Source organism: Streptomyces sp. NPDC001027, from assembly GCF_040299045.1.
In the GTDB taxonomy this organism is placed as follows: Bacteria; Actinomycetota; Actinomycetes; order Streptomycetales; family Streptomycetaceae; genus Streptomyces.
This window is the reverse complement of the sequence record NZ_JBEPBI010000014.1, coordinates 1,304-19,483: the sequence shown is the minus strand read 5'-3', so window position 1 is coordinate 19,483 and position 18,180 is coordinate 1,304. Positions and strand designations below refer to the sequence as shown.

The following is an 18,180-nucleotide window of genomic DNA, read 5'->3' as shown; positions in this document are numbered from 1 at the left end:
GCGGGAATTCTCCGCGGCCTCAGCGGGCGGGACTTCTCCGCGGCAGCCACAGCAGCGCCAGCGCCGCCCCCGCCAGCAGCACCCCCGTGCCCGTGCGGAACGCCAGGGCGTACCCCTCCGTCAGCGCCTCCGGGGCGCCGCGGCCGGCGGTGCGGGAGGCGGCCAGCGCCGACAGCACCGCGAGGCCCAGCGCGCCGCCCATCGTGCGGGAGGTGTTGACCAGGCCCGACACCAGTCCGGCCTCGCCCGGCGCGGCGCCGGAGGTGGCCAGCGCGGCGAGCGGGGTGGTGCCCAGGCCGCCGCCCAGCATCATCAGCACGCCCGGCAGCATGATCCCGGTGACGTACCCGTCGTCCACCTGCATCGTGGACTGCCACGCGAACCCGGTCGCCGCCAGCAGCGTGCCCAGCACGGCCGCGGTGCGGGCCCCGGCGGCGCGCATCAGGCGGGGGGCGAGCTTGGATCCGGCGACGACGGCCAGCGAGCTGGGCACCAGTGCCAGGCCCGCGTCCAGCGGGGTGTAGCCGAGCGCGTTCTGCAGATACAGGGTCATGAAGAACCACATCGAGAACATGGCCGAGCCGTTCACGAACATGGCGGCGTTCGCCGCGGACACCGTCCGCAGCCGGAACAGGCCGAGCGGCATCAGCGGGGCCGCGGTCCCGGCCTCCACGACGAGGAACAGCGCGACCAGGGCGAGCCCGGCGGCCAGCGGCACGAGGGCGGCCGACGCCGTCCAGCCCGCGGACTCGGTCTGCGAGATGCCGTAAGCCAGGGTGGCGAGGCCGGCCGTGACGAGCAGTGCGCCCGGCAGGTCCAGACGCCGTCCGTCCCCGGCCCGGCTCTCGCGGAGCCAGCGCAGCGAGCCGAGCAGCACCAGCACGCCGACCGGCACGTTGATCAGCAGCACCCAGCGCCAGGACAGCAGGTCGACGAGCCCTCCGCCGACGAGCCCGCCCGCGGCCCCGCCGCCCGCGCCCACCGCCGTCCACGTCGCGATGGCCCGCGCCCGCGCGGCGCCCTCGGGCACGGCGGCGGTGACGATCGTCAGGGTGGCCGGGGCCAGCACCGCGGCGCCCAGACCCTGGACGGCCCGGGCGAGCAGCAGCTGCCAGCCGCTCTGCGCCAGGCCGCCGGCCAGCGAGGCCAGGGTGAACAGGGCGAGCCCGGTGAGGAACGTCCGCTTGCGCCCGTACAGGTCGCCGGCCCGGCCGCCGAGCAGCATGAACCCGGCGAAGGCGATGGAGTAGGCGTTCACCACCCACTGCAGCCCGGCGGAGGTCATGCCGAGGTCCGCCCGCATCGACGGCAGGGCCACGTTGACCACGGAGATGTCGAGCACGACGAGGAACTGTCCGGCGCAGGCGAGCGCCACGAGCAGCCAGGCGGGGGGCGCGGTGCGGGGGGATCTGGGGGATCTCCGGGCGCGGGCGGTGTCGGCGGTCTCCAGCATGGGCGTCATGGTCTCAACGGGCTTGTGCCCGTTGCATCGGTTTTTCGGCCTGGGTCCGCGGACCCGAGCCGGAGTCCAGAGCGAACCCGGTCCGCAGTGAGGGCGGACCCGAGCCGGAGTCCAGAAGGGACGCGCTCCGGGACGGGGGAGCCGAGCCGGGGTCAAGAGAGGATAAAGAAATCGTTAGTACGCCGAAGCATCGGAATAGTTGCCCGTGCATACAGGTTCAGCTCCCATGTAATCACCGAACCACCGCCCGGAGGCACCCCCTCATGACGCACACGACCACCGACCGGCCCACCCGCGAGACGAGCGGAGCCGTGGTCCCGGTCCTCGCCTTCGCGGGCATCGTGGTCGCGGTGATGCAGACCCTGCTCGTCCCGGTCATCAAGGACCTGCCCCAGCTGCTCGGCGCCTCGCCCAGCGACGCCACCTGGGTCCTGACCTCGACCCTGCTCTCCGGCGCCGTGGCCACCCCGATCATGGGCCGCCTCGGCGACCTGTACGGCAAGCGCCGCCTGCTCATCGCCAGCCTCGCCGTCATGGTCGTCGGCGCGCTGGTCAGCGCGCTCACCAGCGACCTGATCACGATGATCGCCGGCCGCACCCTCCAGGGCTTCGCCATGGGCGCGATCCCGCTCGGCATCGGTCTGATGCGGGACATGCTGCCGCGCGAGAAGCTCGGCTCGGCGATGGCCCTCATGAGCTCCTCCATCGGCGTCGGCGGCGGCCTCGCCCTGCCGCTCGCCGCCCTGGTCGCCCAGCACGCCGACTGGCACGCCCTCTTCTACGGCGCCGCCGCCCTCGGCGCGCTCGCCATCGCCCTCACCCTCCTCGTCGTCCCCGAGTCCCCGGCGCGTGCGGAGGGCGCCTTCGACGTCCTCGGCGCGATCGGCCTCTCCGCCGGACTCGTGCTGTTCCTGCTGCCCATCACCAAGGGCAGCGACTGGGGCTGGACCTCCGGCACCACCCTCGGCCTGTTCGCCGCCGCGGCCGTCGTCCTCGTCCTGTGGGGCGTCATGGAACTGCGGGTGAAGGCGCCGCTGGTGGACCTGCGCACCACGGCCCGTCCGGCCGTCCTCTTCACCAACCTCGTCTCGATCATGGTCGGCGTCTCGTTCTACGTCGTCTCCCTGGTCCTGCCACAGCTGCTCCAGCTGCCGAAGGCCACCGGCTACGGTCTCGGTCAGTCGATGGTCGCCGCCGGCCTGCTCGTCGCCCCGCTCGGCCTGACGATGATGGTCACCGCGCCCGTCTACGCCCGGCTGTCCGCCAAGTACGGCCCCAAGGTCACCCTGATCCTCGGCATGCTGATCATCGCGATCGGCTACGGCGCGGGCCTCGGCCTGATGAGCGCCGCCTGGCAGAGCCTCGTCATCGCGGTCGTCCTCGGCGCGGGCATCGGCCTCGCCTACTCCTCGCTGCCCGCGCTGATCGTCGGCGCGGTCCCGGCCTCCGAGACCGGCGCGGCCAACGGCCTCAACACCCTCATGCGCTCCATCGGGACGTCGGTGTCGAGCGCCGTCATCGGCATGGTGCTGGCCAACACCGCGAACGACGTCGGCGGGGTCGCCGTGCCCACCATGCACGGCTTCCGCGTCTCCTTCCTGATCGCCACCGCCGCCGTCGCGGTCGGCCTGGTCCTCGCCCTGTTCCTGCCCCGGCAGCAGCGCCCGTCGGACGTCTCGCAGCTGCGCGCCAGCAGCGAGGAGGACGCCGTGCAGGCACGCGCCGAGCAGACCCTGCGGGGCTTCCGCGGCCGGGTGCTGGACGCTGACGGCGCCCCCGTCGCCCGCGCCCGGGTCACCCTCATCGACCGCCGCGGCCGTCAGGCCGGCGCGACCCTCTCCGAGCCGGACGGCAGCTACGCCCTCGCCGTCCCGGCCCAGGGGCCCTACGTCCTCGCCGCGAAGGCAGTGGGTCACGGCCCCCTGGCGAGCTCCGCGACCCATGAGGGCGACGCCCGTCCGGTGGACCTGGACCTGTCCCTCCCGGGCGAGACCGTCAAGGCCTGACCGCCCGGACCCGCCCCGCCTCGCCCCGTCCCGGGCGCCGACACTTCCGCACATATATTCCGCACCCCCTGTCGCGCGGCCGACAGGGGGTGCGGCCGTACAGCCCTGCCGCGCGGGCGGAAGATGCGGCCATGGAAGCCCTTTCCCGCCGTTTCCGCACCCCTGTCGTCGGCGTCGCCCGCGGGTGGGGCAGCATGGGCGGGCTCAGTCGTACGTCCGTCGGAAGGACCCCCATGCCCGCGGTGCCCCAGCCCGAGATCCTGGCCGCGTTCGAGGCGGCGAAGGGGTTCATGCCGCTCGACGAGGGGCTCGCGCTGTACGCCGCCGCCGTCGAGGCGGGAACCCTCGGGCTGCCGCTGCTGGAGATCGGCACCTACTGCGGGCGCTCCGCGATCCTCCTCGCGGACGCGGCACGCCGGGCCGGGGTCAGCGCCCTCACCCTCGACCACCACCGGGGCAGCGAGGAGCAGCAGCCCGGCTGGGAGTACCACGACCCCGAGACCGTCGACCCCGAGATCGGCCTCATGGACACGCTGCCCGCCTTCCGCCGCACCCTGCACCGGGCGGGTCTGGAGGAGCACGTCGTCGCGTTGGTCGGACGGTCGCCGCAGATCGCCGCGTTCTGGAGCACGCCCCTCGGCCTGGTCTTCGTCGACGGCGGTCACACCGACGAGCACGCCGCCTCCGACTACGAGGGCTGGGCGCCGCACGTCGCCGAGGGCGGGCTCCTCGTCATCCACGACGTCTTCCCCGACCCGGTCGACGAGTTCACCGGCCAGGCCCCCTACCGCGTCTACCTGCGCGCCCTGGCGTCGGGGGCCTTCACGGAGGTCTCGGACACCGGCTCGCTGCGGGTGCTGCGGCGGACCGGCAAGGGGATCTGACCGCTTTACAGCCAGCCCTGTTGACGGGCCTCGCGCATGGCCTCCATGCGGTTGCGGGCGCCCGTCTTGCCGATGGCGGAGGAGAGGTAGTTGCGGACCGTGGACTCCGACAGATGCAGCCTGGCCGCGATGTCGGCGACCGTCGCACCGTCCACGGAGGCGTTCAGGACGTCGCGCTCGCGGGCGGTGAGCGGGTTCGGGCCGGCGCCCAGCGCGGCCGCGGCGAGCGCCGGGTCCACGACGGTCTCCCCTGCCAGCACCCGGCGGATCGCCGCCGCCAGCTCCTCCACCGGGCCGTCCTTGACCAGGAACCCGGCGGCGCCCGCCTCCATGGCGCGGCGCAGATAGCCGGGCCGGCCGAACGTGGTCAGGATCAGCACCCGGCAGTCGGGCGTCTGCTCGCGCAGCTCGGCGGCGGCGTCCAGGCCGCTGATGCCGGGCAGCTCGATGTCGAGGAGAGCGACGTCCGGGCGATGGAGCAGGGCCGACTCCACGATCCGGTCGCCAACGCCGACCTGCGCGACCACCTCGATGTCGGCCTCCAGGCCCAGCAGCAGCGCCAGCGCACCGCGCATCATCTGCTGGTCCTCGGCGAGCAGCACCCGGATGCACTTGGCGGGACGTCGGTCGCGCGGCATCTCGTTCACGGGCCCACCCGGCATCTCGGTCACGGCCCAAGGTTAGGGCCGCCGACCGCGGAACGCGCCCCGTGCGCGGGCTCCGGCGCGACGCGGGACCGGACCGCCTGTGCGCCTTCCGAGCCCTGTGCGCCCTGCGATGCCTGTGCGGCCTCCGGGCCCTGTGCGCCCTCCGAGCCTTGTGCGGCCTCCGAGCCTTGTGCACCTTCCCGGGACACCGTGCCCGCCGTGTCCGGGCCGCCGTCCGCGCCGGGCCGAACGTCGGAGGCCGCTTGGGCGTCGGAGTCCGCTCGGAAGTCGGTGTCCGCTCGGAAGTCGGAGGCTGCCCGGGTGCCCGTGTCCGACCGGGAGCCCACGTCCGCCCTGGTGTCCGCCGGCAGCTCCGCCGTGACCCGGAAGCCGCCGCCCGGCGCCCGGTCCGCCGTCAAGGAGCCGCCCGCCGACGCCAGACGCTCGCGCAGACCGGTCAGTCCGGTGCCGCCGCGCGCGCAGCAGTCCTCCACGCCCTCGTCCTCGCCCAGACCGACCCCGTCGTCCGTCACCGTCAGCCGCACCCGGTCCGCCGCGCCCGCCACCGTGATCGCACACCGGGCGGCCCCGCTGTGCCGGATGACGTTGGTGACCGCCTCGCGCACCACCCAGCCCAGCAGAGCCGCGGTCTGCGGCTCCAGCTGCGGGCCGGAACGGGTCACCGACGGTTCGACGCCCGCCGCCGTCAAGGCCGAGCGGGCCCGCTCCAACTCCGTGGCCAGGCTGCCCTCGCGGTAGCCGGTGACCGCCTCGCGGATCTCGGTCAGGGCCTGACGGCCGACCGCCTCGATGTCCGTGACCTGGGAGAGAGCCGCGTCCATGTCGCGCGGCGCCAGCCGTCTGGCCGCCTCCGACTTCACCACGATCACGGAGAGGGTGTGGCCCAGCAGATCGTGCAGATCGCGGGAGAACCGCAGCCGCTCCTCCTCCACCGCCCGCCGGGCCAGTTCCTCGCGGGCGGCGCGCAGCTCCCGGACCGCTTCGGAGAGGGAGAGGATCGCGGCCGTGACCATCGTCGAGATCCAGGTGGCGTAGGCGATGGTCAGAGCGCTGCTCCAGCTGTCGTGGACGACGGCGACCGCGCCTGCCAGGACGGCCACGGCGGTGCCGATCCCACGCAGCCCGTGTCCGCGCAGGACCGCGCCCGTCGCGAGGCCCAGCAGCGGGAAGAACAGGAGCCAGTTGCCGCCGTAGCCCACGGCGAGAGCACAGGTCACGAGGGCCAGCAGGACCAGCGCCACCCGTGTGGACACCGCGTCGCGGGTCTCCTTCGCGAAGGCGCGGAAGGCGACGTAGATGTAGAGCGAGTTGAACGTCAGCAGCCCGAGCCCGCCGATCCACGGGTTGGGCGTCTCGCCCTGGAAGAGATGGGAGAGCGCGCCCATCCCCATCAGGAGCCAGGGCAGCAGGGAGAAGCCGTTGGGCGGCGGACCGGGGTCCTCGGGGACCGGGACCGGGGCCTGCCCGGCCTTGCGGGCGGCCTTCAGTTCGGCCTTGTGGCGGTTCTTGTCCTCCTTCCAGCGCTGCTGCCGCTCGCGTCCCGTCCGCAGCTCCGAGCGCCAGGCCGCCGTCCGGCAGGCGAGTGCGCTCCGCCACTGCGCCGGTGATCTCCTCATGGTGGTGTCCCCCGGTTCGTCGGTTTCCGTGTGCCGCCCGTCGCGCCGGGGCGGTGTGTCTCCGACGCTACGTTTCCGGGGCCGCACGCGGCAGAGCCGGATGTACGGACCCGGGCGGGACAAATGTCATCGGTCGCCGTGTCCACCACGCGGCGTCCTGTATCTGACATGCCGTCAGGTGTCTTCACAACTCCGGAGGCCTGGGCTATACAGGGGGTCGCCGCGCTGGAACGCGTTCTAGATCTGCTCGCTCGGGCGGGTTCCGCGGCCCCGTGACGACCTCGGTGCGGCCGATCGGTGCGGACGGCCGTGCCGAGGTCTCCGAACGACTCGATCGAACCACCTGAACCGATCGATCCAGCCGATCCGATCGCTCCAGCCCATCCAGCCGATCCAGCCGATCCAGCCCATCCGGCCGATCCGATCGATCAGGACCGATTCGACACGATCCGATGGCGATCCGACGCGATCCGTTGATCGCGACGGATCCGAACGATCAGGAGCTCCATGCCCATCGACGCAGCCAAGGCGCTCGCCGCCGAACCCCGGACCGGCGAGATCGCCTGGGACCGCCGGGACGTCCAGCTGTACCACCTCGGCATCGGCGCGGGCGTCCCGGCCACCGACGCCGACGAACTGCGCTACACGCTGGAGTCCCGCTTGCACGTCCTGCCGAGCTTCGCCACCGTCGCGGGCTCGGGCTCGCCGGGCGTGATCAGCTCGCTGTCCATGCCCGGCGTCGAGGTCGACCTCGCCCGGGTCCTGCACGGCGGCCAGCGCCTGGAGATCCACCGGGCCATCCCGGCCGAGGGCCGGGCCACCGCCACCGGACGCATCGCCGGCGTGTACGACAAGGGCAGCGCCGCCGTGCTCGTCATGCGCACCGAGGTCGCCGACGCGGACGGGCCCCTGTGGACCAACGACGCCCAGATCTTCGTCCGCGGCGAGGGCGGCTGGGGCGGGGACCGCGGCCCGTCCGCCCGGCTCGAGCCGCCCGCCGGCGAGCCCGACAGGACGCTCGAACGGGCCCTGCGCGAGGACCAGGCGCTCCTCTACCGCCTCTCGGGCGACTACAACCCGCTGCACGCCGACCCCGAGTTCGCGAAGCTCGCCGGGTTCGACCGGCCCATCCTGCACGGCCTGTGCACCTACGGCGTCACGCTCAAGGCGATCGTCGACACCCTGCTCGACGGGGACGTCGGCCGGGTCCGCTCCTACGCCACGCGGTTCGCCGGAGTGGTGTACCCCGGCGAGACCCTGCGCATCCGGATGTGGCGAGGTGCGGGCGAGGTGCGGGCGGCCGTGAGCGCGGTCGAGCGCGACGACGCGGCGGTCCTCGCCGACACCGTCGTCCAGCACTCCTGAACCACCCGTCCCACATCACGGGAACCGCCCGTCAGAACACTGCCCGCCAGAACACCGCCCGTCAGAGCACCGCCCGCCGAACACAGCCCGTCAGAACGCCCGTCAGAACACCGCCCGTCAGGGGTCCGAGGGGAGCCGCACCAATGCGCGCAGCCGTACTGCACGAGATCGGCCAGGACAAGCTGGAGGTCCTCGACGACGTCGAGGCCGTGGGCTTCGGGCCCGGACGGGTCAGGATCCGGGTACGGGCCACCGGGCTGTGCCACTCGGACCTCTCCGCGATGGGCGGGGTGCTGCCCCAGCCCGCACCCTTCGTGCCAGGCCACGAGGGCGCGGGCGAGGTCATCGAGGTCGGCGAGGGCGTCACCCGGGTGAAGCCCGGCGACCGGGTCGTGGTCTGCTGGCTGCCGGCCTGCGGCGCCTGCCCCGCCTGCAAGCGCGGCCAGACCGAGCTGTGCCTGGCAGGCTTCATGAACGCGGGCACCCCCAACTTCCGCCGTCCGGGCGGCGACGTGTTCGGCTTCGCCGGCACCGGGACCTTCGCCGAGGAGGTCGTGGTCGACGCCGGCTGCGCGGTCCCGATCCCGGACGACGTGCCTTTCGACATCGCCGCCCTCATCGGCTGCGGGGTGACCACGGGACTGGGCGCCGCCCTCAACACGGCCGACGTGGAAGCCGGTTCGTCGGTCGCCGTCATCGGCTGCGGAGGCGTCGGCGTCTCCGCGATCCAGGGCGCGCGGCTCAAGGGCGCCGCCGAGATCGTCGCCGTCGACCCGGTCGCCTCGCGCCGGGAGGCCGCCCTGCGGTTCGGCGCCACGAAGGCCGTCTCACCGGACGAGCTGCCCGGAACGAAGCAACTGGTCACCGGCGGGGAGGGGTTCGACTACGTCTTCGAGGTGGTCGGCCGCTCCGCCACCGCCCGCACCGCCTACGAGAACACCCGGCGCGGCGGCACCCTCGTCGTCGTCGGCGCGGGAGCCCTGGACGACTACCTCCAGCTCAACATGTTCGAGCTGTTCTTCGACGAGAAGCGGATCCTGCCCTCGATGTACGGCGGCGGAGACGTCCTGCGCTCCTACGAGCGGACGATCGCCCTGTGGCGGGCCGGCCGCATCGACCTCGAGGGCCTGATCACCCACCGTGTGGCGCTCTCCGAGATCAACGAGGCGCTGGACCAGATGCGCACCGGTGCGGCGCTCCGTACGTGCATAGAGATCTGAGAGGCGGCAGCCCCGATGTCACTGCCACTGCCCCTCGAAGGGCTGACCGCGATCGTCACGGGCGCCGGGCGCGGGCTCGGGCGCGCCGAGGCGCTGGAGCTGGCCCGGCTGGGCGCGGCCGTCGTCGTCAACGACTACGGACAGCCCGGCCGTGACGGCTCCGGCGAGGCGTCGGCAGGGCCTGCGCAGGAGGTCGCGGCGGAGATCCGGGCCGCGGGCGGCGCCGCGCTCGCCCACACCGGGGACGTGTCCGACTTCCGGCAGGCCCGCGAGCTCGTCGGCGCGGCGATCGCGGAGTTCGGCACGCTGGACGTCGTCGTCAACAACGCGGGCATCCTGCGCGACCGCATGGTCTTCTCCATGGCGGAGGAGGAGTGGGACTCGGTGATCCGGGTCCACCTCAAGGGCCACTTCAACACCACCCGCTTCGCCGCCGAGCACTGGCGCGAGCGTTCCAAGGCGGCGGGCGCCCCGGTGTACGGGCGGATCGTGAACACCTCGTCGGAGGCGTTCCTCGCCGGCTCCGCGGGGCAGCCCAACTACGCGGCGGCGAAGGGCGGGATCGTCGGCCTGACGACCTCCACGGCCCTCGCGCTCGCCAGGTACGGCGTGACCGCCAACGCGATCTGCCCCCGCGCCCGCACCCGGATGACGGCGGACGTCTTCGCCGGGTTCGAGCAGCCGGCGGACGGCCTCGACCCGCTCGCCCCGGAGCATGTCGCCCCGCTCGTCGGCTACTTGGCGGCGCCGGCGGCCGCGCGGGTCAACGGGCAGCTGTTCGTCGTGCACGGAGGCATCGTCGCGGTCGTCGAACGGCCCCGGGTGGCGGCGAAGTTCGACAGCAAGCAGGACGCGTTCAGCTTCGACGAGCTGGACGCCGTCCTCGGCGGGTACTACGCGGACCGGCCGGACGGCGAGACGTTCGCGGCGGCCGAGGTGCTGGGCCTGCGACGCGGTTAGCCCGTCCACGACGAGACGCCGTCCACGGCGAGACGTCGGGAGGGGGCGAGGCGCCGGGAGGGGGGCGAGGCGCCGTCCACGCCGAGGCGTCGGAAGAAGGCGAGGGCACGACATGCGTAGGGGCCCGGCCGTCCATGGACGACCGGGCCCCTACGGCGTACTGTCAGGCAGCCGCTTCGGTCGTGTCGTCGGCCCCGTTCACGGCCGGCCTGCGATGCCGACCGTGAGGAGCCGAGTCGGCCTCGTGGGCCGAGACCGGGCCCCGGTGGCGGCCGTGTCCGGCCGTCTCCTGGAGGTCGGCGGACGGCGCCTGCATGGTGCTTGTGTCGCTCATCGGAAGAATTCACCCCGTCAACATGATCTTTCTTTACAGCCGGGCGATTTTATCCAGCACACCGCGGGGCGAATCCAGGCGGCCACGCCAACCGCCGCTACTTCGTTACAAGTCGGCCGAGCGGGGCCTGTTGCAGGGGCACGGGACGGGCGGCGGCCGGCGTCGGCTGCGACGCCCACCCGGCGTCCACGGCTCCGCCGGACGCGCCCGCCTCGTACGGCGATGCCCAGTAGGGGAGCGCCTCGGACGATGTCCTGTCGAGCGGCGTCCAGTCGGAGCGCGTCCAGTCGGGCTGGGTCGCGCAGGGCCGTGACATGCCGGGTTGTGTCGCGTCGGGTTGTGTCGCGTCGGGTTGTGTCGTGCCGGGTTGTGTCGCGTCGGGCTGTGTCGCGTCGGGTTGTGACATGCCGGGTTGTGTCGTGCCGGATGGTGTCGTGGTGTGTCGCGGTGCTTCCTCGGGCCGGCGGAGGGCGGCGGGCGTGCCGTCCTCGGCAGTTGCGGCCGCGCCTGTCACGGCTCCGGCCGAGGCCTCGGGCGAGCCCACGGCCGGAGCCGTGAGAGGCGCCACCCCGCAGGGTTCCGCCGTCGTGGCGTACGGCAGCCGCAGCACGCCGTCGGGCGTCCACAGCCCACTGCCCGTCAGCCAGCCCTCGGGGGCGGCCAGTTGATGCAGTCGGCGTTCCGTGGGACGCCAGACGCCCACCCAGGCGCCGAAGGGGCCGTCGATGCGTAGCGCCACCGCGCACGCCTCCGGCAGTAGGGCCTGACCCGGCTGGATCGCGAAGGGCGTCAGCGCGAGGCCGGGCAGCCGCAGGGACTCCGGGAAGCGGACCGGCAGCGTGCTGCCCACGACGCCCCAGCCCAGCCGGGCCTCTCCCGGCGAAGGGGCGTCCGAGCTGATCAGCAGCAGTCCGCTGTCCGGATCGGCGAGCAGCACACGGTCGTCGCTGTCCGCGGAGATCTGCAGCAGCGGCGACACCTCGCCGCCGCGCTCCAGGTCCACCACGACGGCCTTGGTCCGTCCGCCGACCTCACGGTCCAGCGCGAGCATGCGGCCGGTGCGGTCCAGCCACACGCCGCCGGAGCACCGGCCGGGGATCTCGGCGACGTGCTCGGGGCCGAAGGCGCCGCCCGCGACCAGCCACACGGCCGTCGTCCAGGGGCCGACGGCGAGGGCGTACGCGCGCTCGCCGCAGGGGGCCGGCGGGAGCAGGCGCAGCTCCACGCCGTCGTCCGGGCACTCGACGGCGCCCAGGGGCAGCTCGCCGGTGCCGGGTCCGGTCGGGTACAGCAGGGAGAACGCGTGCCGTCCGTCGGTCGGCCGCCTGATCAGGACCCGGCCGTCGGCCATCGGCTGGACCTCCGTGCCGGGCTCCTCGGGCTGGTTGCCGGGCAGCGGCACGGCGTACGGCTCGGGGCCGTCCAGGGTCCAGCGCTCGGGGAACCACGAGTCGCCGTCCCGGGTGAGGCGCGCGGCGTAGGCGCCGTTCGCGGTCAGCACCCAGGACGCGGGGGGCGCGACGCCGTGAACGTCGACGCCCCGTGCCGGCATGTGCAGCGCGGGCTGCATGGGCTGCTGGGACTGCGCGGGCTGCATGTGGTCCGTGGGCTGCGTGTGATCCGTGGACTGCATGTGGTGCGTGAGCTGTACGTGCGTCGTGGGCTGTGTGTGGTGCGTGGGTTGTGCGTGCGTCGTGGGCTGTGTGTGGTGCGTGGGTTGTGCGTGCGTCGTGGGATGTGTGTGGTGCGTGAGCTGGGAGAGCTCGGTCGGCCATGCACCCCGCGCAGGCCGCGCGGGGTGCATGCGTTGCGTGTGCGTCGTCCCGGCGGCGGCGCGGCCCTCCGGGAGCGTCGGCGTTGCCGGGAAGTCCGGAGCCTCTGGGAGATCCGGGGCCTCCGTGAGATCCGCGGCTCCCAGGAAGGCCGGCGCCTCCCAGCAGTCCTGAGCCCCCGGGAGCGTCAGGAGCGCCGGAGACTCGAGGGGAGCCGGCCCCTCTTCGGCCTCGGGTTCCACACCGTCCGCGGGTTCCCTGCCGTTCGCGGGGGCCTGCCGGCCGTCCGGACCGCCCCCGCCCTCCGGACTCTCCCCCTCTCCCGGGTCCGCCCCGTCCTCCGGGTACTCCCGGTCCTCCCCGTCCGCCGCCGCGGTGGGCTCGATCGCACAGGCCGGCATCGTCATCGTTCCGCCACCTCCGGCGACGAAGCTAGTTTTCGCACGCACGGGCGTGGGACCCACGGGCGGTCTTCTTCCCTCGTAAGAGTGGTGCAGAAGCGATTCGCCTGAGGGTCGCGGAAGGCGTGTGCATGCCGAGGCGGCGGTACCTCCCCGCAGAACGGCCAGGTAGCCTTTCGTTCGTGCCCCGTCTGTCTGAAGTCATCGCCGCGCTGGACGATCTGTGGCCCTCCGAGCGGGCCGAGTCCTGGGACGCGGTCGGCACCGTCGTGGGCGATCCCGACCAGGAGGTCTCCCGGGTCCTCTTCGCCGTCGATCCCGTCCAGGAGATCGTCGACGAGGCCGTGAAGCTCGGCGCCGACCTGCTCGTCACCCACCACCCGCTGTATCTGCGCGGTACGACCACCGTCGCGGCCTCCACGTTCAAGGGCCGCGTCGTGCACACCCTCATCAAGAACGACATCGCCCTGCACGTCGCGCACACCAACGCCGACAGCGCCGATCCCGGCGTGAGCGACGCCCTCGCCGGCGCGCTCGGTCTGCGCGTCACGGGACCCCTCGTCCCCGATCGCGGCGACCCCGAAGGGCGACGCGGTCTCGGCCGCCTCTGCGAGCTCGACCACCCGCTCACCGTCCGCGAACTCGCCGCGCGCGCCGCGGAACGGCTGCCCGCCACCGCGCAGGGCATCCGGGTGGCGGGCGACCCGGACGCGCTCGTGCGGACCCTCGCCGTCAGCGGCGGCTCCGGAGACAGCCTGTTCGATCAGGTCAGGGCCGCGGGCGTCGACGCCTTCCTCACCGCGGACCTGCGCCACCACCCCGTCTCCGAGGCCCGCGCCCACAGTCCTCTCGCGCTGCTCGACGCGGCGCACTGGGCCACCGAGTGGCCCTGGTGCGAGCTGGCCGCCGCCCAGCTCGACGAGATCTCCGACCGGAGGGGATGGGACCTGCGGGTCCACGTCTCCCGCACGGTCACCGACCCCTGGACCGCCCACGCGGCGTCCACCGCCACCTCTAGCTCAATGGGAGCCCCCAACTGAACGCCGCGCCCGCCGACCAGATCCGACTCCTCGACCTCCAGGGCCTCGACGTCCGTCTGCAGCAGCTCGCGCACAAGCGCAGGTCCCTGCCCGAGCACGCCGAGATCGAGTCGCTGACCAAGGACCTCACCCAGCTGCGCGACCTCCTCGTGGCCGCCCAGACCGAGGAGAGCGACACCGCCCGCGAGCAGACCAAGGCCGAGCAGGACGTCGACCAGGTGCGTCAGCGCGCCACCCGCGACCAGCAGCGACTGGACTCGGGCGCCGTCACCTCCCCGAAGGACCTCGAGAACCTGCAGCGGGAGATCGTCTCCCTCGCCAAGCGCCAGGGCGACCTCGAGGACGTCGTCCTGGAGGTCATGGAGCGCCGCGAGAGCGCCCAGGAGCGGGTCGCCGAGCTGACCGAGCGGGTCGGCTCCGTGCAGGGTCGGATCGACGACGCCACCGCACGCCGGAACGCCTCCTTCGAGGAGCTCGACGGCGAGGCCGCCACCGTCACCAAGGAGCGCGAGGTCGTCGCCGCGTCCCTGCCGACCGACCTGCTCAAGCTCTACGACAAGCTGCGGGAGCAGCAGGGCGGCATCGGCGCGGCCAGGCTCCACCAGCGCACCTGCCAGGGCTGCCGCCAGGAGCTGGCCATCACCGACATCAACGAGATCCGCTCGGCCGCGCCCGACACGGTCGTACGGTGCGAGAACTGCCGCCGCATCCTCGTGCGCACGTCCGAGTCCGGGCTGTAGCCGGGTAAGGGGCCTTCACCGTGCGGGAGTTCATCGTCGAGGCCGACGGGGGGTCGCGGGGCAACCCGGGACCCGCGGGCTACGGCAGCGTGGTGATCGACGCGGCGACCGGGGAGACGCTGGCCGAGCGCGCCGAGTACATCGGCGTCGCCACCAACAACGTCGCCGAGTACCGGGGGCTGGTGGCCGGCCTGCGGGCCGCCCGTGAACTCGACCCGTCGGCGAGGGTGCGCGTCCGCATGGACTCCAAGCTCGTCGTCGAGCAGATGTCGGGCCGCTGGAAGATCAAGCACCCCGACATGAAGCCGCTCGCGGCGGAGGCGGCCCGGGTGCTCCCGCCTGAGCAGGTCGCCTACGAGTGGATCCCGCGCGAGCAGAACAAGCACGCCGACCGCCTCGCGAACGAGGCGATGGACGCCGGCAAGCGGGGCGAGCAGTGGGACGAGGGCGCGTCACGCGCCGCGCTCGACGCCCGCCGCTCCGCCGCCGCCCCGGCCCTCCCCGAGCCGTCCGGCCCTCCCGGTGACGCCGTCGCGGGCGCGGCGAGGGCCCGCGAGGCCCTGTCCCGTGCGGCCGCGGAAAGAATTGCGGAAGGGGTTGTGGAGGCGTCGCCGCGCAGCGGAACGGAAACAGTTTCGGAAGGCGTTGTGCGACGCGGCGCGGGTGCGGCCGCGGGAAGCCGCGTGGAAGCGGTTACGGAACGCCGTTCGGGCCGCGCCGGGGAAACGGGTTCGGAAGCGGTTCCGCGAAGCGGTTCTGGAGCCGTCGGGGAAACGGGTTCGGAAGCGGTTGCTCAAGGCCGCGCAGGCACAGCACCGGGAATGCGCGTGGAAGCCGTTGCTGAAGATGTGCGGAGAACCGTTGTGGAAACCGTTGAGGAAGCCGTTGTGGAGCCTGGCGCCAAGTCCGGCGACGACGTGCGCGCCGCCCGCGCGGTCGCTCAGTCCACAGCCGAAGCCGCAGCCATAGCGTCCGCAGAAGCCACAGCCTCCGCCGCCGGGCCCACCGCTGCCCCGGCCCCGACCGTCGGTTGGGGCGCCGCTCCTGATCTCGGGGCGCCCGCGACCTTCGTGCTGCTGCGGCACGGTGAAACGCCGCTCACGCCACAGAAGCGGTTCTCCGGCAGCGGGGGCGCCGATCCCTCGCTCTCGGACGTCGGCAGGGGACAGGCCGAGCGGGTCGCCGCCGCGCTCGCCCGGCGTGGCACGATCCAGCACATCCTCGCGTCCCCGCTTGCCCGTACCCGTGAGACCGCCGGCGTCGTGGCCGCCCGCCTCGGCCTCGAGGTCACCGTCGAGGACGGTCTGATCGAGACGGACTTCGGCGCGTGGGAGGGACTGACCTTCGGCGAGGTCCGCGAACGTCACCCGGACGACCTGAACGCCTGGCTGGCCGACCCGGAGGCCGAGCCGACCGGCGGCGGCGAGAGCTTCGCGGCCACCGCCGTACGGATCGCCGCCGCACGAGACCGGCTGGTCGCGGCGTATGCGGGCCGCACGGTCCTCCTGGTCACCCATGTGACCCCGATCAAGACGCTCGTGCGGCTCGCCCTCGGCGCACCGCCGGAGTCCCTGTTCCGCATGGAACTGTCGGCGGCCTCGCTGTCGGCCGTGGCCTACTACGCGGACGGGAACGCGAGCGTCCGCCTCTTCAACGACACGTCCCACCTGAGGCCCTGAGGGCGGACGCGGCCACGGAATCGGACGCGGACCCGGGATCGGACCCGGCCTCGGGATCGGACGCGGACCCGGGCGCGGTCGTGCTCCTGAGCGCGGATGCGGGCCCGGGGCCGGACTCGGTCCTCAGCGCGGGCCTGGGGCGGACGCAGGCCTCAGCCCGGCCGCAGTCCTACGCCCGGACGCAGTCCTCAGCGCGGACGCCGTCCGGGCGAGCTCCTCGATCCGCCGCCAGTCCCGGGCCGCGACCGCGTCGGCCGGAACCATCCAACTCCCGCCCACACAGCTGACGTTGGGCAGCTCCAGGTATGCGGCCGCGTTCGTCGGGCCGATGCCGCCCGTCGGGCAGAAACGAGCCTGCGGGAGCGGTCCGGCGAGCGAACGCAGGTAGGCCGTGCCGCCCGCCGCCTGAGCCGGGAAGAACTTCATCTCCCGCACGCCCCGCTCCAGCAGCGCGACGACCTCCGACGTCGTCGACACCCCGGGCAGGAAGGGCAGCCCGGACGCCAGCAACGCGGCCAGCAGGACGTCCGTCCAGCCGGGGCTCACCAGGAACCGGGCCCCGGCCGCCCCGCACGCCGTCACCTGCTCCGGCGTGATCACCGTGCCCGCCCCGACGACGGCCTCCGGCACCGCCCCGGAGATCTCCCTGATCGCGTCGAGCGCGGCCGGCGTCCGCAAGGTCACCTCGATGGCGGGCAGCCCGCCGGCCACCAGCGCCCGGGCCAGCGGCACCGCGTCGGCGGCGTCCTCGACCACCACGACGGGCACGACGGGGGCCGGGGTCAGATCCAGTACCGAGGCAGCCGCAGGAGAGGGCGCAGGTGAGGTCATACGCCTCATCCTGACCCCGCCCTGCAGCAGGCGCAAAGGTCATTGCGCATGCTGCAACGCACGGTCAGGGGGCGGGTTCGAATCCCCGCGCCAGCAGACCTCGGCGGACCCCAGCAGACCTCAGCAGACCTCGGAGGGCCTCGGCGGGCCTCGGCGGACCCCGGCGAATGTCACCCGAAGCGACCAGAAGCCACCCGAAGCCATCGGAAGCCACCGGAGAGTCCGCGGCCGTCAGTGGACCTCGTCCACCAGGACGTCCAGCGACCAGGCGGTCCCCGGCCGCGTCGGCGCGTGCTCCTCGACCGTGTAGCCGAGGTCCCGCAAAGCCTCCACCAGCGCTGCCGGGCCCTTCGGCGCGATCCCCGCAGCCAGCAGGCTCCGTACGATCCGCCCCTTCGTCGCCTTGTTGAAGTGGCTGACGACCTTCCGCGTCGGCGCGTGCAGCACCCGTACGCTCGCCGTCCGTGCCGCGACCTCGCCCTTCGGCTTCCAGGCTGCTGTGTACGCCGCCGAGCGCAGGTCCAGCACCAGTCCGTCCCCGGCGGCCTCGGTCAGCGCCGGCTCCATCGGGGCGCGCCAGTGCGCGCCCAGCGCCCCGAGGCCCGGCAGCTTCACGCCCATCGAGCAGCGGTACGACGGGATCCGGTCCGTCACGCGGACGGCGCCCCACAGCCCGGAGAAGACGAGCAGCGACCGGGCGGCGCGCCGCTTCGCCGCCGCGTCGAGCGAGGCGAGCCCGAGGGAGTCGTACAGGACGCCGGTGTAGATCTCCCCGGCCGGGCGGGCGCCCGCCGTCCGCAGCCGCGTGTTCTTCGCGATCTCACCGCGCAGCCCCTCGCTCAGTCCGAGCACCTCGCGCGCCTTCTCCTCGTCGGCCGCGCACAGCTCGACCAGTTCGTCGAGGACGGCCTCGCGGGCCGCGCTCAGCCCCGGCAACGACAGGGACTCCGGCTTGAGCGGGGCGCCGCGCCCCGAGGACGCCTTGCCTTCGGAGGGCGGCAGCAGGACCAGCACGGGACATCTCCTTCGGTAGAGCTCTGCCGCGCCAGCGTACGGCGTGCCGCGCCGCGACCTTCACCCCGCTCGGGACGTTCGCTTCGGCCTGCTCGGCCTGCTCGGCCTGCTCGGCCTGCTCGGCCTGCTCGGCCTGCTCGGCCTGCTCGGCCTGCTCGGCCTGCTCGGCCTGCTCGGCCTGCTCGGCC

General features: G+C 73.5%; 15 protein-coding genes. 8 read left to right on the top strand and 7 right to left on the bottom strand.

The window, feature by feature from the left end:
• Nucleotides 1-19 precede the first annotated feature (19 nt).
• Nucleotides 20-1,462, bottom strand: coding sequence for an MFS transporter (locus ABT300_RS07055; protein WP_452994848.1), 1,443 nt, complete (start codon nucleotides 1,460-1,462; stop codon nucleotides 20-22).
• A gap of 263 nt (nucleotides 1,463-1,725) precedes the next feature.
• Here ABT300_RS07055 and ABT300_RS07050 point away from each other — a divergent pair, with 263 nt between their 5' ends.
• Nucleotides 1,726-3,468, top strand: a complete 1,743-nt coding sequence (locus ABT300_RS07050; RefSeq protein ID WP_351672974.1) for an MFS transporter — start codon at nucleotides 1,726-1,728, stop codon at nucleotides 3,466-3,468.
• Nucleotides 3,469-3,701: 233 nt separating this feature from the next.
• On the top strand, nucleotides 3,702-4,352 hold the full coding sequence (locus ABT300_RS07045) for a class I SAM-dependent methyltransferase (RefSeq protein WP_351672972.1): 651 nt from the start codon (nucleotides 3,702-3,704) through the stop codon (nucleotides 4,350-4,352).
• 5 nt (nucleotides 4,353-4,357) lie between these two features.
• On the opposite strand, the gene ABT300_RS07040 is transcribed toward ABT300_RS07045, so the two are convergent.
• Both ABT300_RS07040 and ABT300_RS07035 read right to left on the bottom strand, forming a co-directional pair.
• Nucleotides 4,358-4,990, bottom strand: a complete 633-nt coding sequence (locus ABT300_RS07040) for a response regulator (RefSeq protein ID WP_351673023.1) — start codon at nucleotides 4,988-4,990, stop codon at nucleotides 4,358-4,360.
• A gap of 29 nt (nucleotides 4,991-5,019) precedes the next feature.
• Nucleotides 5,020-6,636, bottom strand: coding sequence for a sensor histidine kinase (locus ABT300_RS07035; protein WP_502977886.1), 1,617 nt, complete (start codon nucleotides 6,634-6,636; stop codon nucleotides 5,020-5,022).
• A gap of 507 nt (nucleotides 6,637-7,143) precedes the next feature.
• On the opposite strand from ABT300_RS07035, the gene chsH3 reads away from it, so the two are divergent.
• The 3 genes from chsH3 (at nucleotide 7,144) to ABT300_RS07020 (ending at nucleotide 10,181) form a co-directional block, all read left to right on the top strand.
• The gene (gene chsH3, locus ABT300_RS07030; protein WP_351672970.1) at nucleotides 7,144-8,001 is read left to right on the top strand and encodes an enoyl-CoA hydratase ChsH3; all 858 of its coding nucleotides are present in this window, start codon (nucleotides 7,144-7,146) and stop codon (nucleotides 7,999-8,001) included.
• A 143-nt stretch (nucleotides 8,002-8,144) separates the two neighbouring features.
• A complete protein-coding gene (locus ABT300_RS07025; protein ID WP_351672968.1) occupies nucleotides 8,145-9,221 on the top strand; it encodes a Zn-dependent alcohol dehydrogenase in 1,077 nt (358 codons plus the stop codon).
• 15 nt (nucleotides 9,222-9,236) lie between these two features.
• Nucleotides 9,237-10,181, top strand: a complete 945-nt coding sequence (locus tag ABT300_RS07020) for a 3-oxoacyl-ACP reductase (protein WP_351672966.1) — start codon at nucleotides 9,237-9,239, stop codon at nucleotides 10,179-10,181.
• Nucleotides 10,182-10,344: 163 nt separating this feature from the next.
• Here the strand turns inward: ABT300_RS07020 and ABT300_RS07015 are convergent, their stop codons facing one another.
• Together ABT300_RS07015 and ABT300_RS07010 are read right to left on the bottom strand one after the other, a co-directional pair.
• The gene (locus tag ABT300_RS07015; protein WP_351672964.1) at nucleotides 10,345-10,515 is read right to left on the bottom strand and encodes a hypothetical protein; all 171 of its coding nucleotides are present in this window, start codon (nucleotides 10,513-10,515) and stop codon (nucleotides 10,345-10,347) included.
• A 97-nt stretch (nucleotides 10,516-10,612) separates the two neighbouring features.
• Nucleotides 10,613-12,067, bottom strand: a complete 1,455-nt coding sequence (locus tag ABT300_RS07010) for a hypothetical protein (protein ID WP_351673022.1) — start codon at nucleotides 12,065-12,067, stop codon at nucleotides 10,613-10,615.
• Between the two features lie 803 nt (nucleotides 12,068-12,870).
• Here ABT300_RS07010 and ABT300_RS07005 point away from each other — a divergent pair.
• From ABT300_RS07005 to ABT300_RS06995, 3 genes are read left to right on the top strand one after another with little or no spacing between them, the layout of a single operon-like run.
• Nucleotides 12,871-13,728 carry a Nif3-like dinuclear metal center hexameric protein gene (locus ABT300_RS07005; RefSeq protein ID WP_351672962.1) on the top strand — a complete coding sequence of 286 codons (858 nt, stop codon included), beginning with the start codon at nucleotides 12,871-12,873 and terminating at the stop codon, nucleotides 13,726-13,728.
• Nucleotides 13,725-14,468, top strand: a complete 744-nt coding sequence (locus ABT300_RS07000; protein WP_351673021.1) for a zinc ribbon domain-containing protein — start codon at nucleotides 13,725-13,727, stop codon at nucleotides 14,466-14,468. Before ABT300_RS07005 ends, ABT300_RS07000 begins: the two co-directional genes overlap by 4 nt.
• Nucleotides 14,469-14,488: 20 nt before the next feature.
• Entirely contained in the window at nucleotides 14,489-16,147 is a 1,659-nt protein-coding gene (locus ABT300_RS06995; protein ID WP_351672960.1) for a bifunctional RNase H/acid phosphatase, read from the top strand.
• Between the two features lie 123 nt (nucleotides 16,148-16,270).
• Here ABT300_RS06995 and eda read toward each other — a convergent pair whose 3' ends face one another.
• Together eda and yaaA are read right to left on the bottom strand one after the other, a co-directional pair.
• Nucleotides 16,271-16,978, bottom strand: a complete 708-nt coding sequence (eda, locus tag ABT300_RS06990) for a bifunctional 4-hydroxy-2-oxoglutarate aldolase/2-dehydro-3-deoxy-phosphogluconate aldolase (protein WP_351672958.1) — start codon at nucleotides 16,976-16,978, stop codon at nucleotides 16,271-16,273.
• Nucleotides 16,979-17,209: 231 nt separating this feature from the next.
• The gene (gene yaaA / locus ABT300_RS06985) at nucleotides 17,210-17,992 is read right to left on the bottom strand and encodes a peroxide stress protein YaaA (RefSeq protein ID WP_351672956.1); all 783 of its coding nucleotides are present in this window, start codon (nucleotides 17,990-17,992) and stop codon (nucleotides 17,210-17,212) included.
• Between the last annotated feature and the right edge of the window lie 188 nt (nucleotides 17,993-18,180).

What these genes read in the sequence shown, in the direction of transcription:
- ABT300_RS07040 (WP_351673023.1), bottom strand. Translation starts at nt 4,990, where the DNA reads ATGCCGCGCGACCGACGTCCCGCCAAGTGCATCCGGGTGCTGCTCGCC.
- eda (WP_351672958.1), bottom strand. Translation starts at nt 16,978, where the DNA reads ATGACCTCACCTGCGCCCTCTCCTGCGGCTGCCTCGGTACTGGATCTG.
- ABT300_RS07025 (WP_351672968.1), top strand. Translation starts at nt 8,145, where the DNA reads ATGCGCGCAGCCGTACTGCACGAGATCGGCCAGGACAAGCTGGAGGTC.
- ABT300_RS07035 (WP_502977886.1), bottom strand. Translation starts at nt 6,636, where the DNA reads ATGAGGAGATCACCGGCGCAGTGGCGGAGCGCACTCGCCTGCCGGACG.
- chsH3 (WP_351672970.1), top strand. Translation starts at nt 7,144, where the DNA reads ATGCCCATCGACGCAGCCAAGGCGCTCGCCGCCGAACCCCGGACCGGC.
- ABT300_RS07010 (WP_351673022.1), bottom strand. Translation starts at nt 12,067, where the DNA reads ATGCCGGCACGGGGCGTCGACGTTCACGGCGTCGCGCCCCCCGCGTCC.
- ABT300_RS07045 (WP_351672972.1), top strand. Translation starts at nt 3,702, where the DNA reads ATGCCCGCGGTGCCCCAGCCCGAGATCCTGGCCGCGTTCGAGGCGGCG.
- ABT300_RS07050 (WP_351672974.1), top strand. Translation starts at nt 1,726, where the DNA reads ATGACGCACACGACCACCGACCGGCCCACCCGCGAGACGAGCGGAGCC.
- ABT300_RS07020 (WP_351672966.1), top strand. Translation starts at nt 9,237, where the DNA reads ATGTCACTGCCACTGCCCCTCGAAGGGCTGACCGCGATCGTCACGGGC.
- ABT300_RS07055 (WP_452994848.1), bottom strand. Translation starts at nt 1,462, where the DNA reads ATGACGCCCATGCTGGAGACCGCCGACACCGCCCGCGCCCGGAGATCC.
- ABT300_RS07015 (WP_351672964.1), bottom strand. Translation starts at nt 10,515, where the DNA reads ATGAGCGACACAAGCACCATGCAGGCGCCGTCCGCCGACCTCCAGGAG.